This is a genomic window from Halegenticoccus soli, from assembly GCF_002844195.1.
Lineage (GTDB): Archaea > Halobacteriota > Halobacteria > Halobacteriales > Haloferacaceae > Halegenticoccus > Halegenticoccus soli.
The window spans coordinates 249,898-263,787 of the sequence record NZ_PEND01000005.1 but is presented as its reverse complement, the minus strand read 5'-3'; the positions used below and the strand labels follow the sequence as shown (position 1 = coordinate 263,787).

The following is a 13,890-nucleotide window of genomic DNA, read 5'->3' as shown; positions in this document are numbered from 1 at the left end:
GTATTAGCGCAAGCATGGTTGCAAACGCCGGGGGCAAAAAACTGTCGTCGCTCCCCTTCCCGGCGATCGTCGGGCAGGAGGAGCTCAAGCGGGCGTTGCTCGCCGTGGCGGTCGACGACGACCTCGACGGCGCGCTGCTCGTAGGCGAGAAGGGAACCGCGAAGTCGACCGCGGTGCGCGCGCTCGCGGATCTATTGCCGGACCAGCGCGCGGTCGCGGACTGTCCCTACGGGTGTTCGCCCGACGATCCCCGGCTGCAGTGTGCGGACTGCCGGGAGCGCGAGGATCCCCCGATCGAGTTCCGGTCCGCGCCGCTCGTGACCCTGCCGCTGGGCGCGACGCGCGACCGCGTCGTCGGCACGCTCTCGGTCGAGGACGCGCTGGCCGGCGAGGCCGACTTCGACCCCGGCCTGCTCGCGCGCGCTCACCGCGGGATCCTCTACGTCGACGAGGTGAACCTGCTCGAGGATCACCTGGTCGACGTCCTCCTCGACGCGGCCGCGAGCGGCGTCAACGCGGTCGAACGCGACGGCGTGAGCGTCTCCCACCCCGCCGCGTTCACGCTGATCGGCACGATGAATCCGGAGGAGGGCGACCTCCGACCCCAGCTTCGGGACCGCTTCGCGCTCCGGGCGAGCGTCGAGGGGTGTCGAGATCTCGACGACCGCGTCGAGATCATCGACCGAGCGCTCGACCGACGCGAGGGGGCCGTCCCGGCGAATGCCGCCGTGGACGAACTTGCCCCCGTCGGGGGCGAATCGGACTCCGTCGAGGACGAATCGGACGACGCCGACGAGGTCGACGCCCTCCGAGAACGTCTCGCGGACGCCCGAGACCGACTGAAATCGGTCGAGATCCCCGCGGAGTTCAAACGCGAGATCGCTCGACTCTGTCTCGACGCGGGCGTCGACGGCCACCGCGGCGACATCGCCACGGCCCGCGCGGCCAGGGCGCTGGCGGCGCTCGACGGCCGCTCGTCCGTCATCGAGTCGGACGTCGCCGAAGCCGCCTCCTACACCCTCCCGCACCGGCTCGAAAGTACGCCGTTCGAGGAGACGCCCGACCTCGACGAGCTGCTCGCGGATCGCTTCGGCGACGGAGCCGGCGCGGAAACGGAGGACGGCGACTCGGGGGACGGTAATCGGGGGGACGCGGCCGACGAAGGCGACGGGACGACGGACGACCGCGGATCCGAAGACGGCTCCGACTCCGAAACCGGTTCGGCGGGCGACGATCGGTGCGACCGCGACGGACTCGACTCCGGGGGGAGCGCCGACCACGACGGATCCGACGACGGGGTCGACACCGACCGCGACGCCGGCGACGGGTCGGACCCCTCCCCGGAGTCGGCATCCGACCGTCCCGCGGAGGACGGCGATTCGACCGACGGGCACCGACCCCGGTCGCCGGGTTCGTCCGCCGCCGACCGATCCCACGCCGCGGCGGACGGGGACGACGGCGGCGACGGCTCGGACGATTCCGACGTTGATCCCGGCGACGCGGACAGCGGGGAGAGCGCCGCGCCGCTGATCCCCGGCCGGCGGCGGGCCGACGTCGGCGACGCGACCGCGCCGACGCTCGGAGACCCGCGCGTCGAGAGCGGCGACCCGAGCGGGGGCTCGCGGACGAACGCGTCCCCGAGCGCCGACAACCGGGGCGCGCGCGTCCGCACCGAACCGGCGTCGGGGGAGGGCCCCGTCGACGCCGCGGCGTCCGTTCGATCGGCGGCGAGCCGCGGCGCGTCGCGCGTCGAAGCGCGGGACTTGCGGCGATCGGTCCGGACGGGCCGGGCGTCGGTCGCGATCGTCTTCGTCGTCGACGCCAGCGCCTCGATGCGACCCGCGATGCGGGCGGCGAAGGGCGTCGTCCTCGACCTCCTGCGGGACAGTTACCAGCGACGCGACGAGGTCGCGTTCGTGGCGTTCGCCGGGGACGACGCCGACGTTCTCCTCCCGCCGACGAGGAGCGTCACGCTCGCCGCGCGACACCTCAAAGAGCTCCCCTCCGGGGACCGGACGCCGCTCCCCGCCGGCCTCGAAACCGCCCGGTCAGTCGTCGACGGGGCGGACTCCGACGCGGCCGTCGTGGTCCTCGTCACCGACGGGCGGGCGAACGTGGCGGACGGCGGTCCGACCGGCGCGACGCGCGAGGCGGCGCGCCGCCTCGCCCGAACCGGCGCGGAGGTCGTGGTCGTCGACGCCGGCGACGACTCCCGCGCCGGCCTCACGGGGCTCGTCGCCGCCGAGACCGACGGCGAACTCGCCCCCCTCTCTTCCCTGACGGCGGAAACCGTCCGAACCGCCGCCGACTCGGCCTCGTCCGAACGACGGCGAACCGATCGCCGCGGGTGAGGACGCCGGACCCAGTTCGCCTCGACCGCGAACGGGCACCGATAGTTTTACAACTAGACTTGCGTTACAGAAGATCAGGTTGTATGTCCGCAACTAACGACACCGTCCACGACCGGATCGAACGCGCGCGAGCCGACCTGTCGCCGCCGCAGGTGGCGGCGGGGGTCGCAATCGCGGCGGCGCTCGGCTTCGCGTTGATGTTTCTGCAGGACCCCCTCGCCCACGAGGCGCTGCACAATTTCCGGCACGCGGCCGGGATCACCTGCCACTGATGCTCCTGCGGTACCTCGAACGCGGCGTCGCCGCCGGCGCGATCGCGGGCCTCGGCTACGGCGCGTTCGTGGCCGCCGTCGTCAATCCCTTCGTCGAGCACGCGGAGAGCCTGGTCCACTACGGCCACGGCCACGATCACGCGCACTCGGTCGCGGTCGCGGAAACGACGACGGCCGCCGTCGGCGTCGGAGGCGGCATCCTCTGGGGGATCCTCCTCGGCGGGATGTTCGGCCTCGCGTACTACGTTCTCGAACCGTCGCTGCCGGGTACGGGGACGATGAAAGCGTACGTGCTCGCCGGCGCGGGGTTCCTGACCGTCTCGGTGGTGCCGTGGCTGGTATTGCCGCCGCCGGCGCCCGGAACGGAACACGCCCTCGGAACCGACGCTCGACTGCTCATCTACGTCGCGTTGATGGCGCTGGGCGCTCTCGTCGGGGCGGCGTCGATCCTCGGGTACCGAAGGGCGGCCCCCCGCGGGCGCGCGTTCGCCGTCGCGGTCGCCGCCGTTCCCGTCGCGGTCGTGGTCGTCGCGCTGCCGCTCGCAGCCCCGGCGGGGGCGAACGGCGGGGCGGTCCCCGGCGAACTCGTCGCCGCCTTCCGGGGAGTGGTTGTGTCGAGTCAGGCCGCGCTGTGGGCCGTTATCGCCGCGAGCTACGGGTGGTTGCACCGACGCGCCAGCGGCAGCACCGGTGCGAGCGCGGTCGACCGATCGAGTCTCGCGGACCCATGAAACGGCAAACGAACCGGCAGCGCGATCGGCTCGACGCGCACATTTTCGTCTGCACCAACACCCGCGGCTCCGAGCACGCCTGCTGTGCGGACGCCGACGGCGAGGCCGTCGTCGAAGCAGTCAAACGGTGGCTTCAGGACCGGGACCTGTTCTGGTCGTCGGTGTCGGTCGGCACGACGTCCTGTCTCGGCCTGTGCAGCGAGGGCGGCGCGGCGCTCACGATCCAACCGCGAGACGAGTGGTTCTCGGACGTGCGCCCCGAGGACGTTCCCGACCTCCTCGCCGGCGAGTTCGGGTCGGGCGGCGACCGCTAGCCGGGTAGCCGGGGGACGCTCGGGGTCCGAACGGCGACGAGGTCGCGCCCCGTCACTCCCGCATCGGCGACTCCGACAGGCTGAGCGCGTCTCCGTCCGAGAGCGCCGCCGCGTCGGGGTCCGCGACGTGGCGGCCGTTGCGCATCACGACGAGCCCGCCGGTCAGCGCGTCGGCGTCGAACGCGGGAAACTCCGAGTCGAGCGCGTCCAGCGCGTCGGCGACGGTCGCCTCGTCGAACTCCCGCGCGAGCGAGGACGCTCCGACCGCGTCGCGGACCTCGCCGTAGCAGCGGATCTCGATCTCCATGCTCGGTTCGTGAGCGGCGGGAACGAAGAGCGTTCCGCCGACGCCGCGACAGGAGCATACAAGGGCCGTCCGCGAGAGCGTTCCCGCATGCAGGTGGAATACAACTTCTTCGGCCCGATGCGCGACGCCGTCGGGACGAAGACGGTGAGACGCGAGGTGCCCACCGGAGCGACGGTCGGGGAGGCGCTCCGGGCCGTCTGTGAGGAGTTCGACGGGCTCGAACCGCACCTGTTCGAGGACGGCGACCTCTTGGATCGCGTGACCGTGACGGTGAACGCCCGCAACGTGAGACAACTCGACGGCGCGGAAACGACGCTGGCGGACGGCGACGTGCTCCGACTCGCGCCGCCCGTGGTCGGAGGCGGTCGGTGAACCGCTTCGGATCGACGAACCCGCCGAAATTTCGTTCCCGGACGTCGGAATCCGTGTACCAGTTGCGGCGCACCGCTGCGAAACCGTCGCAAACCACGGCAAACCTCATATATTTTTGACGTCATCAGCGGATATGTTCCCGACCGAGATCGAAACCGACCGCCTCCGACTCGTCCGACTCTGCCGCGAGCGTGTCTCCACGAGAGAACTCTATCAGCACATGAGCTACGAAGCGTCGAACATGGCCGAGATCATCGAATACGTCACGTGGGAGCCGCACCGGACGCCCAAGGACACCGCGGAATACCTCGACGAGGTCGAGGAGCAGTGGAACGAACGGGAGCAGGCGACCTACGTCGTCTACCCCCGGGAGCACGAAACGGGTGCGGGAACGGTCGCCGGCGTCACGAACCTCCATCTCGGTTGGGAACGCCGGACCGGCGAGCTCGGGATCTGGCTCCGCAAGCCGTTCTGGGGCCGCGGGTACTCCGGCGAGCGCGCCGACGCGCTGATGGAGCTGGCGTTCGAGCGGTTGGACCTGGAGTTGGTCGGCGCGGCACACCAGGACGGCAACGAGAAATCGAAGCGAGCCATCGAGAAGTACGTCGAGGCACACGGCGGGCAGTACGACGGCGTCCTCCGAAATTGGATCCCGAAGGGCGGCGAGGTGAGAGACCTCCACCGGTACACCGTTTCGCGCGAGCAGTACCGACGGACGCGACGGTGATCAGTCCGCCCGGGCGTACTCGCCCACCGTCCCGTCCGGAACGGTCCCGTCGGGGTTCCACCCGCGAAGCTCGTAGTACTCGTCGAGCGCCTCCTCGATCCCCGAGAGGTCGTACGGCAGCGAGTCGTCGTCGCGGTCCATCCCGCGCTTGTTGTTGAAGTGCCGTTCGAGTTCGACCACCCGCGCCCCGACCGCCTGCAGCTCCTCGTAGTCGCAGTCGAACAGCTTCTCGTGGGTCTCCTCGGTGACGTGGCCGCTCCCGCCGCCGAACGCGCAGACGATTCCCGAGTCGCGGAACGCGGCGTGGTTCTCCCGCTTCATCACGAGCTCGGGCTTCCCGTCCAGCCCGTCGGGGTCGATCTCGCCGCTGTACTCGACGCGCAGCGTCGTCGAGTACATGTGGTCGCCGCCGCGGTTGGCGACGGCGTAGCTCAGCCCCTGCCCGTGGAGCACGCGCCCGTCGTGGGCGGCGAACTCCATGTCCTTCACCGTGTAGTTGCGCACGCCGAGCTCCCCGGAGGCCCGCGAGACGCCCTCCGCGAGCACGTCGCCGATCCCCTCGCGGCGGGCGATCTTCTCGACCGTCTCGTGGACGAGCTCCGCGTTGCCGAACTCGTCTTCGGACTTGAGGTACGCCGCGACGGCGTTCCCGCAGCTGATCGTGTCCATCCCGTACACGTCGCACAGCTCGTTCGACTTCATCACGTCCACGATGTTCCCGATTTCGAGGTTGCTGCCGAAGGAGAACACGGTCTCGAACTCCGGCCCCTCGGTTTCGAAGCCCGTCTCTTCGTCCCGCGTGGGGAGCTTACAGGCGAACGCGCACATCGAACACGAGCCCTTCTTGTACTTCTTCTCCTCGACCGCGTCGCCGCCGATGTCGGCGGCGTGCTCGAACGAGTACTTCTCGAAGTAGCGGGTGGGAAGCGAGAAGTTGTCGTTGATGAACTCCGTCCCCGCTGTCGTCCCCTGTCGGCGCATCATGTCGTCGGAGGTGGCCGCCTCGCGGTGGACCTCCATCTGCACGTCCTCGGGGAGCCCGACGTCCGGCCGCGAGTCGCCCTCGAAGGTGATCGCCTTGACGTTCTTCGAGCCGAGCACCGCGCCGAGCCCCCCGCGCCCGAACGCCCGGCTCTCGAAGGTCATGACTGACGCGAACCGGACCAGGTTCTCGCCGGCGGGCCCGATGCAGGCGACGTTCTCGGCGCCGAGGCCCCGGTCGGCCACGTGTTCCGTCACTTCGGGGACGGTTGCCCCTTCGAGGTCCGGCGCTTCCTCGAACTCGACCCCGTCGTCGGTGACGTGGACGACGAGGAGTTCGTCGGCCTGGCCCGTGACCTCGAGGACGCTGTAGCCGGCGTCCGCGAAGTTCCGCGAGAGGAAGCCGCCGGCGTTCGCCGACAGGAGGCCGTCCGTCAGCGGCGACAGTCCGGTACAGTTCATGCGCCCGGTGAAGCTCATGTCCGACATCTGCAGCGGTCCCGTCGACAGGTACAGTCGATTGTCGGGGCCGAACGGGTCGGCGTCGAACGGAATTCGGTCGTGTGCCAGCTTCGTGGCGACGCCCCGACCCCCGATGAACGACGCCAGTACGTCGTCGATGTCCGTTTCGCGGGCTTCACGTTCGCTCACGTCCACTGTGAGGAGCGGACCTTTGGCGTGATTCATCGGATTGATACTTGAGAGCGACCCGCATAAACGTACGGGACGCGGAGAGAGAGCTTCGAACCCCGACCGTCGGTCGTGGGAGCGACGAACGACTCCCACGCAGCCGGGTTGGTCGCGTGGCTCGAATCGGTCGGATCGCGCGAACGTAACGATACGTTCGCGCGTCTTCTCGTTCGTGCAACGCGGATCGAGCGAGAGAGAAAAGGCCACTGCGCGTCGATCAGTCCTGGCCGTCGGCGCGGCGGCTATCGGTTGCGGGGGAGCTTCGGCGGGGGCGAAAAGCTATGTGTACGGATACCGTACCACGGCGTACCACACGACGATTCCTATGACTCAGAGTACCGCGGAGGATCTCCAGCCGGCGGACCTCCGCATTCTTCGCGTGCTTCGGTCCCAGCGGGTCGAATACCCGGCGCTGATCGCGAGTCAGACGGGGCTCCACTTCCCGGTCGTCGAACAGCGGTGCGACTACCTCGAAGAGTCCGGCTACATCGAGTCGGTGAGCGAGGAGGTACTCTACCGGATCACCTCCAGGGGCGAGCGATGTCTCGCGGACGCGTGAGCGGTTCGCGGGGGCGTCGGACGTTCGGGCACCGAAGCAGATCGGATCGGATCGCGCCTGTCCGCGCTCGGTGCGGGCTTCTCTCTCTCTCTTCGGGCGATCACTGCCCGGGGCCCGTTCCTCGTACGGCTGTACGTTGACCTCCTCCCGCGCCTACAGTCGCGGGAATCCCACCATGGGATTTCGGGCCGACTGATTCGGTCCTAAGGTTTCGAGACGCATACGTTCCAAGCGTCGCCTGCTGGGTAGCATCGGCTTGGCTGTCTTGCGGGACGGTCAAACGTCCCCCTTCCTCAGCCGAGTCATTGCCACTCGTGTGTTCTCTTGAATGGCTCTCTCCGCTGAGGTAGCGGTCTGCAATATTGAGCGCGGCGTTTACGTCTGCTTGGAACTCCGAAACCCAACACTCCGAGTTGGAACACACGAACGTTGCTTGGTTGGGGCGGTAGCCCTTCTCTCCACAACAGTGGCACGTCTTCGAGGTGTACGCGGGATTCACCGTTTCCACACGAATCCCCTTCTCAGCCGCCTTGTAGCGAATCTGAGCGTACATCTTCGCAAACCCCCATCCGTGAAGACGGCGGTTCATGAATGCACCGTAGTCCATGTTCTCACGGATGTGCGTCAAGTTTTCCAATACCAACACGGGGTTCTCGAACTGGTCGGCGTAGGCGACGACCTCCGACGTGACCGTGTGAAGGATGTGGTCGATGTGTCGCCACAACTCGTCACCGTAGGACTCTGCGATACGTTCGCTTCCGCGTTGCTGAAGGCGTCGGGTTGCCGTGAAGTACGTCTCACGGAGTTGTCGTACTCGCTTACCTTCGTCGTTCCAGAGGTTGGGTACGGTCGGGGAGCCGCGCTCGTCACGGTGACACACCGTTACCAAAGAGGCTTCCTCGATGTCTAACCCAATCGGCGTCTCCGCCGAACTGGTAGTTTCTCGCTCATCCACGTCACGCGTGGCGACGATGTGGAAGTACCACTCGCCGTCACGGTCAAACAACCGACACTCCCCCATCGTCGCGTCTCCGGCATGCAACGCTTCGAGTCACTCCAGCTGTTCGGGATTTGGTTGCGCGGGCACCCAGAGGTGGTAGTCGTCGTGGTGCGGGATTTTGACGTACCACTCGATGGCGTTCTGCGGTTTGTGGTCGAGCTTCGGGCCTTCGTTCGTGAATCGGACGGGATGGTCGTCGTGAAGCTCCTTGGCGTCGTAGCTACCACCACAGAGTTGTGGGACGTACTTCTTGAGCGCGTTCTTCGCGTACCCGCTCAGGTCGTAGTTGACCACCACGTCGTTGGCCGCCGACTGTGTGGTGCAGTTTGTGTTGAACGCGGCTTCGAGCGCGTCTTGGTACGCCTGTTTCGTCTCACAGAGTTTCCGATGCTTGTGGGCGTTCGGTTCCACAAGCTTGAGTGCCAATGTCTCAGTGAGTTCGGTCACTGTTCGCCCTCTTCGTGACGTTGCGAAAACACCAACGGTGTTCTTGCTGGCCAACCAGAACTCATGAGTTCTGGTGACGCTGGATGTATTTTTCGATGGTTTCACTGGAGACGTGTCCCGCTGTTCCTGCGTAGTAGCCGCGTTCCCACTTGATTTTCTCGCCGTCGTTGTCGGCGTAGCAGTGGTTGTATTTCCGTGAGGAAATGCCCTTGAACCAGTTGGCGAGAAGCGACGGAGCGTGTTTCGGCGGGCTACTGACGAACAGGTGAACGTGGTCGGGTTGAACGGTCAGGTCGATAATCTCCAAGCCCTTTGCGTCAGCGATTTCGTGGAGGATGTCTCGCACACGGGTTGCAACGTCACCGACGAGTACCGAGTTTCGGTACTGGGCGGAACAGAGTTCCGCGATGTCCGCAGAACCGTCGGTTCTGCGAGACTTCGGCATCCACACTATGTGGTAGTTGAGGTTGTACGTTGCATGCCGTGTGGTCTTCAGCCGTACTACACACTATGTAGCTATATTATCTCAAAACTACCCTAGACGGTGGTAAATTCAGCCGTGCCATCGTCGGTGGTTGTGTACGCTATTGTCCGTTTGACCCGCGCCTGAAGACGCGGGTATGCGCTCGCACTATGTCTCACGAGTCCCTCCGCGAAAACGACCTGATAGAGCGTTCCAACGGCGAGTTCGTGCCTACGGCACTGGGGGAAGTGAGCGCAGAGGAGGTTACCGCCTTCGAGGGGCGCATCGAGACGGCGTGGGCGCTCGCGCTGTTTGCCGACGCGACCGTAAGGCTCCCGGCGGCTCCGCGTTCAATCAGTCGGGTACGCCCGGTCGAACCGGTCGGGCGGCAATCGAAGCTCGTCGAGGTAGGGCATGTTTTTGACGTTGTAGACGACCTTCATGTTCTCCGTGATCGGCGCGCTGATACAGGATAACCGGACGCCGCGTTCGATCATCTCCGGGGGGAGGACGTTGTCTATGTATGTTTCCGCCTCGCCCTCGACGACCGCGACCGCACAGTTCGCGCACGCCCCTCCCCGACAGGCGTACGGCCACGCGAATCCGCGGTTCTCGGCGGCTTCGAGGAGGGACTCGCGCGGCCGCACCAGAATTCGACCGTGGTCGGCCGGATCGAGCCCCGCAGCGGACGCTTTCTCGAAGAGGTCCTCGTCGTCGAGGTCCCAGCCGTACTCCTCGAGGACTTCGTAGTTCACGTACTCCACCTGTAGCCCCTCTCGCCGGCGCTGCTCTTCTACGCTCTCGGGGTCGTCGGCGTACTTCCCGTTTCGGTCTCCCGTCCGGATCTCCTCGTACGCTGCTCGGACTAGCCGAAACTCCTTCTGGGAACCGCCGTGATCCGGGTGGGCCTGCTTCACCCGCTGCCTGTACGCTTGCTTGATCTCCGCGTCGTCCGCATCCGAGTCGATTCCTAGAACGTCGAACGGGGAATCCACACGTACCGCTAGGGGATCGCGAACATAAATCCCTCTGCCCTCGGGGGACAGTGCGACGCGGGGTACCGCCGTGGGTGAGCACTCGAAGGGGGTCGAGACGACCGAAACTACTTGGATCGACAGCCACCGAAGAATGAGCTGAACGCGACGCCGGTGGAGAACGCACTTGATTCTATTGGACGTCTGTACCGGAATTATGCTATTTTCATATATATAATTATATTTGCGATTAATTAATGATTAAATACCCTCTCTGGTCTAACGATATGTCTGCGTGGCGGTCTCGCAACCCCACGGGGTCTAGGTGCGTCGTAACGGGGTCTCTCCGCGGAGTCGGTACGGCCGAGAGTGGTAGCGAAACGTCTTCGGCTCGGAGGCCGGAGAGCGCGTTGCGCGTCAGTTGCCGCGGTGAAACCGCGAGTCGCGCGTTTCGGCTCCGCACTCGCGGCAAACTGCCGTCCGCACGGGCGCCCGGGCGAATTTGACGTTTTCGGGAGCCACCTCGACCTCGTTCGTCGTCTTCTGGAGCGCGAGTTTGACAGAGAATCGAGCGGAAGCCCACGACTTCAGTCGTGGGTCTGAGCGGACAACTCGGCCACAACCACCGACGGTGGCCCGGCCGGGGTCTCAATGGAGACAATACACTTATGCTTGTTCACTGTCTATCTACTGCCAATGCCTCGCGGATACAGCAGGGAACGGACCACAATCCACAACCTGCACTACCACTTCATCTGGTGTCCGAAGTACCGCAAGGCAGTGCTCACCGACGAGGTGGCCAACCGGCTCGACGCCCTCATTCACGACAAGGCGGACGAACTCGGCGTGGACATACTCAGTTTGGCTATCCAGCCCGACCACGTTCACCTGTTCATCGAGGGCAATCCGAAACTCGCACCGAACAAAATCATCCAACAGGTCAAAGGCTACTCGTCGCGCGTTCTCCGCGACGAGTTCGGAAGTATGGGCCTGCCGTCGATGTGGACACGAAGCTACTTCGTGTCCTCTGCCGGTGTAGTATCGGACGACGTTATCGAGGAATACATCGAGGCTCAAACCGGCCAATGAAGCGCATGAACACCTTCCGAGTCGTCCCCCGGTCGGACGCGGACGAGAAGTGCCTCCGGCGGGTGTTGGACGCTTCGGCGAGTCTCTGGAACCAGTTAAACTATGAGCGTCGGCAGAACTTCACCGACCCGGACATCAACAAATCCGTCTGGGACACCACCGACTACCGCAAACAGTACGTCGGCGTTCTCGGAAGCGCAACGGCCCAACAGGTGATTCGGAAGAACGACCAAGCGTGGCGTTCGTTCTTCAAGCTCAAGGAATCCGGCGAAGCGAACGGGCTTCCCGACTACTGGGGCAACGAGGAAGAAGGCCGCGACCTCCAGTCGTACATCCGCAACGATATGTACCGGCTTCGGTGGGCGACCGGCAACAGCAACCAGTCGATACTCGAAATCTCGGTCGGCAAAGACCTGAAAGACGAGTTCGACATCGGACACCGCGAACGGCTTCGCCTCGAGGTTCGGGGGGAACCGAAGTGGACGGGCGACCAGTGCCAGCTCGAACTGTTCTACGACGAGCGTTCCGACCAATTCAGGGCCATTCAACCTGTCAAACACTGTTCTCGGCAGGACACACCATTAGCCGACGAAACGGCTGCTCTGGATGTAGGTGCGAACAACATCGTCGCGTGCAGTACGACTACTAGCAAACAGTTCCTGTACGAAGGCAGGGACTTGTTCGCCCGCTTCCGCGAGACAACGGAACGAATCGCCGAGTATCAGGCACTCGCCAAAGCCGACGAAGGCCGATACAGCACCCGCCGTATCCGACGGTTGTATCGGAGCCGAACCCGACGGCGAGACCATGCGATGGACGCGCTCGCCAGAGACCTCATGGAGCGCCTACACGCCGACGGCGTTTCGACGGTGGTCGTCGGCGACCTCACGGGCGTCCTCGACACGCATTGGTCGGTCGAAGCGAACGCGAAAACGCACAACTTCTGGGCGTTTCGCGCGTTCCTGAACCGGCTGGCGTACACCGCCGAGGAATACGGCATGGAGGTCGAACCCCGGTCGGAAGCATGGACCTCTCAAGAGTGTCCCGACTGTGGCGAGCACGACAAGACGGTCCGCCACAGCGATACGCTCACCTGTCCGTGTGGCTTCGAGGGCCACGCAGACCTCACCGCGTCGGCGACGTTCCTGAATCGAGACACGAACAGCGAAGTAGGGGCGATGGCACGTCCCGTGCGCCTCAAGTGGGACGCCCACCAGTGGGCAGAGTCATCACACTCTCGTCTCAACGAGGTTCGCACGCACCAGCAAAAGACCTTCGTCGGCGGATAGACCCCGACCGAAGGAATCCCACGACTTCAGTCGTGGGAGGATGTCAACCGATAGGGCCTCTCAGCGCCACACTCGTGACAATACGTCCACGTTTCGTCCAATCGACGGTCATCTGTTTGCAACGGTGATCCCTGCCTGTGCGCTTATTTTTCTGCTCGACCGGTGCCCCGTCTTCTGTGCATTTCTCCTGCGCCGTCCTCTCGCCAGCGGCGGGACGTCCGCCGACCGGGACGGTCCCAGTTCGACGCCTTTCATTAGGAAGGAGCGACGCCCAGAGGAGACCTAAGGCGTTTTTCTGAACGATTGCCTTCAGTAATCTGAGTATTCGTTACAGGGGACATCTGGGACGAGAACACCCGTTCGTCGGGTCCTGAACGGCGACTCGGGGCGAATCCTCGAGTTCTCGATCGAGGCTACTGCGGAGAGAACGTCGAGGAAGGTCGCGCGCATCGAGGACCCGCTACTCGGTCGAAGAATCCGGGTACAGCGTTCATCGGAACGGGGCCGTTTTGCTTTCACCCCTCCACGCGATCGAGCCACGCTCTCACGGGGACTGGAAGGCTCCGGAGCGCGACGACCTTCGCCTCGCGGTCGTACTTGATCGCGCCGAGAGCGGCGAGTTTCGGCAAAGAACGATGGTGCAGCGACGGAAGGACGCGGTCCGGCGTATCGCGGGGCATATCGACGTTTTCGGACTCCCCTGCGAGTGCCGCGACGCGGTTCGCGAGTTCGTTTACGGGAAGATCGGCGTTCGCCCCGTGGAGCGCAGAGAGAACGGCGCGCCGCTCCGGAGTCGCCAGAATGGTCGCGCCGGTCGCGATTGACCGGGCGGGAACCGCGGGATCGCAGAGAAACTCCCCGAGGGCACCCCAGCCGCTCGGATCGACGCTCGGTTTGAGCCGAACAGTGCTCCGGGTCGCGTCCCACGAGACGACCCCAGCGTTTCGTAACTTCGGGAGGTGAGTATGGTGAATCGAGGCGAAAACGTGCGCGAAATCCTCCGAAGGGATCTCAGCGGGCGGCCTGTCCCGCTCGCGAGCGGCGACCCGCGCTGCGAGGTCGCGCTCGGAGATCGGGCGCGTCCTCGCGGTGAGCGTCTCGAGAAGCAGTTGCCGACGCGGGCGGGCGAGAAGCTCACACACGACGTCCAGAGAGGGCGTTTCGGTCCGGTCGGAGGCTCCGATCGGTGTTCCATTCATGGGCGTACGTTTCGACGAGCAACTATCCACCTACCGCCTCAACGATTGCGTTCAATAGTTTGATACGGCCGATCGTTTGGGAAACGGCGTGCGGTAAGCGACGGCGTTCGGGGTGCTCTCCCCGA

Annotated in this window: 14 protein-coding genes and 1 pseudogene; 9 read left to right on the top strand and 6 right to left on the bottom strand. The window is 65.3% G+C overall.

Features of this window, described 5'->3' with window-relative positions; all coding sequences use genetic code 11:
- Positions 1-14: 14 nt before the first annotated feature.
- The 4 genes from CNO20_RS15110 to CNO20_RS15095 all read left to right on the top strand — a co-directional run bounded on the left by CNO20_RS15110 (position 15) and on the right by CNO20_RS15095 (position 3,668).
- Positions 15-2,351, top strand: a complete 2,337-nt coding sequence (locus tag CNO20_RS15110) for a VWA domain-containing protein (protein WP_101296962.1) — start codon at positions 15-17, stop codon at positions 2,349-2,351.
- An 83-nt stretch (positions 2,352-2,434) separates the two neighbouring features.
- On the top strand, positions 2,435-2,623 hold the full coding sequence (locus tag CNO20_RS15105; RefSeq protein WP_101296961.1) for a CbtB domain-containing protein: 189 nt from the start codon (positions 2,435-2,437) through the stop codon (positions 2,621-2,623).
- The gene (locus CNO20_RS15100; protein WP_101296960.1) at positions 2,623-3,354 is read left to right on the top strand and encodes a CbtA family protein; all 732 of its coding nucleotides are present in this window, start codon (positions 2,623-2,625) and stop codon (positions 3,352-3,354) included. The genes CNO20_RS15105 and CNO20_RS15100 overlap by 1 nt, the downstream gene beginning before the upstream one ends.
- The gene (locus CNO20_RS15095) at positions 3,351-3,668 is read left to right on the top strand and encodes a (2Fe-2S) ferredoxin domain-containing protein (protein ID WP_101296959.1); all 318 of its coding nucleotides are present in this window, start codon (positions 3,351-3,353) and stop codon (positions 3,666-3,668) included. The genes CNO20_RS15100 and CNO20_RS15095 overlap by 4 nt, the downstream gene beginning before the upstream one ends.
- 52 nt (positions 3,669-3,720) lie before the next feature.
- Here CNO20_RS15095 and CNO20_RS15090 read toward each other — a convergent pair whose 3' ends face one another.
- A complete protein-coding gene (locus CNO20_RS15090; RefSeq protein ID WP_101296958.1) occupies positions 3,721-3,975 on the bottom strand; it encodes a MoaD/ThiS family protein in 255 nt (84 codons plus the stop codon).
- An 87-nt stretch (positions 3,976-4,062) separates the two neighbouring features.
- Here CNO20_RS15090 and CNO20_RS15085 point away from each other — a divergent pair, with 87 nt between their 5' ends.
- Both CNO20_RS15085 and CNO20_RS15080 read left to right on the top strand, forming a co-directional pair.
- Entirely contained in the window at positions 4,063-4,347 is a 285-nt protein-coding gene (locus CNO20_RS15085) for a ubiquitin-like small modifier protein 1 (RefSeq protein ID WP_101296957.1), read from the top strand.
- Between the two features lie 133 nt (positions 4,348-4,480).
- The gene (locus CNO20_RS15080; protein ID WP_101296956.1) at positions 4,481-5,074 is read left to right on the top strand and encodes a GNAT family N-acetyltransferase; all 594 of its coding nucleotides are present in this window, start codon (positions 4,481-4,483) and stop codon (positions 5,072-5,074) included.
- Here the strand turns inward: CNO20_RS15080 and CNO20_RS15075 are convergent, their stop codons facing one another.
- Complete coding sequence (locus tag CNO20_RS15075) at positions 5,075-6,742, bottom strand: aldehyde ferredoxin oxidoreductase family protein (RefSeq protein ID WP_101296955.1); 1,668 nt, start codon at positions 6,740-6,742, stop codon at positions 5,075-5,077.
- Between the two features lie 328 nt (positions 6,743-7,070).
- Between CNO20_RS15075 and CNO20_RS15070 the strand changes: the two genes are divergently transcribed.
- Positions 7,071-7,304 carry a DUF2250 domain-containing protein gene (locus tag CNO20_RS15070; protein WP_101296954.1) on the top strand — a complete coding sequence of 78 codons (234 nt, stop codon included), beginning with the start codon at positions 7,071-7,073 and terminating at the stop codon, positions 7,302-7,304.
- Between the two features lie 214 nt (positions 7,305-7,518).
- Here CNO20_RS15070 and CNO20_RS15065 read toward each other — a convergent pair.
- From CNO20_RS15065 to fer, 3 genes and pseudogenes are all read right to left on the bottom strand, one after another.
- Positions 7,519-8,751 (bottom strand): annotated as a pseudogene (locus tag CNO20_RS15065) (RNA-guided endonuclease InsQ/TnpB family protein); the annotation flags it as partial.
- Between the two features lie 61 nt (positions 8,752-8,812).
- Positions 8,813-9,247 (bottom strand): IS200/IS605 family transposase, encoded by a 435-nt coding sequence (gene tnpA / locus CNO20_RS15060; protein WP_101296953.1) that lies wholly within the window; start codon positions 9,245-9,247, stop codon positions 8,813-8,815.
- 317 nt (positions 9,248-9,564) lie between these two features.
- Positions 9,565-10,209 carry a ferredoxin Fer gene (gene fer, locus CNO20_RS15055; RefSeq protein WP_101296952.1) on the bottom strand — a complete coding sequence of 215 codons (645 nt, stop codon included), beginning with the start codon at positions 10,207-10,209 and terminating at the stop codon, positions 9,565-9,567.
- 675 nt (positions 10,210-10,884) lie between these two features.
- On the opposite strand from fer, the gene tnpA (CNO20_RS15050) reads away from it, so the two are divergent.
- Both tnpA (CNO20_RS15050) and CNO20_RS15045 read left to right on the top strand, forming a co-directional pair.
- On the top strand, positions 10,885-11,277 hold the full coding sequence (gene tnpA, locus CNO20_RS15050; RefSeq protein ID WP_101296951.1) for an IS200/IS605 family transposase: 393 nt from the start codon (positions 10,885-10,887) through the stop codon (positions 11,275-11,277).
- Positions 11,274-12,566, top strand: a complete 1,293-nt coding sequence (locus CNO20_RS15045) for an RNA-guided endonuclease InsQ/TnpB family protein (protein WP_101296950.1) — start codon at positions 11,274-11,276, stop codon at positions 12,564-12,566. The genes tnpA (CNO20_RS15050) and CNO20_RS15045 overlap by 4 nt, the downstream gene beginning before the upstream one ends.
- Positions 12,567-13,081: 515 nt before the next feature.
- Here the strand turns inward: CNO20_RS15045 and CNO20_RS24525 are convergent.
- Complete coding sequence (locus tag CNO20_RS24525; protein WP_101296949.1) at positions 13,082-13,765, bottom strand: DUF7344 domain-containing protein; 684 nt, start codon at positions 13,763-13,765, stop codon at positions 13,082-13,084.
- Positions 13,766-13,890 lie beyond the last annotated feature (125 nt).

What these genes read in the sequence shown, in the direction of transcription:
- CNO20_RS15075 (WP_101296955.1), bottom strand. Translation starts at nt 6,742, where the DNA reads ATGAATCACGCCAAAGGTCCGCTCCTCACAGTGGACGTGAGCGAACGT.
- CNO20_RS15085 (WP_101296957.1), top strand. Translation starts at nt 4,063, where the DNA reads ATGCAGGTGGAATACAACTTCTTCGGCCCGATGCGCGACGCCGTCGGG.
- CNO20_RS24525 (WP_101296949.1), bottom strand. Translation starts at nt 13,765, where the DNA reads ATGAATGGAACACCGATCGGAGCCTCCGACCGGACCGAAACGCCCTCT.
- CNO20_RS15070 (WP_101296954.1), top strand. Translation starts at nt 7,071, where the DNA reads ATGACTCAGAGTACCGCGGAGGATCTCCAGCCGGCGGACCTCCGCATT.
- CNO20_RS15105 (WP_101296961.1), top strand. Translation starts at nt 2,435, where the DNA reads ATGTCCGCAACTAACGACACCGTCCACGACCGGATCGAACGCGCGCGA.
- CNO20_RS15110 (WP_101296962.1), top strand. Translation starts at nt 15, where the DNA reads ATGGTTGCAAACGCCGGGGGCAAAAAACTGTCGTCGCTCCCCTTCCCG.
- CNO20_RS15045 (WP_101296950.1), top strand. Translation starts at nt 11,274, where the DNA reads ATGAAGCGCATGAACACCTTCCGAGTCGTCCCCCGGTCGGACGCGGAC.
- CNO20_RS15080 (WP_101296956.1), top strand. Translation starts at nt 4,481, where the DNA reads ATGTTCCCGACCGAGATCGAAACCGACCGCCTCCGACTCGTCCGACTC.
- tnpA (WP_101296951.1), top strand. Translation starts at nt 10,885, where the DNA reads ATGCCTCGCGGATACAGCAGGGAACGGACCACAATCCACAACCTGCAC.
- CNO20_RS15100 (WP_101296960.1), top strand. Translation starts at nt 2,623, where the DNA reads ATGCTCCTGCGGTACCTCGAACGCGGCGTCGCCGCCGGCGCGATCGCG.
- CNO20_RS15090 (WP_101296958.1), bottom strand. Translation starts at nt 3,975, where the DNA reads ATGGAGATCGAGATCCGCTGCTACGGCGAGGTCCGCGACGCGGTCGGA.
- CNO20_RS15095 (WP_101296959.1), top strand. Translation starts at nt 3,351, where the DNA reads ATGAAACGGCAAACGAACCGGCAGCGCGATCGGCTCGACGCGCACATT.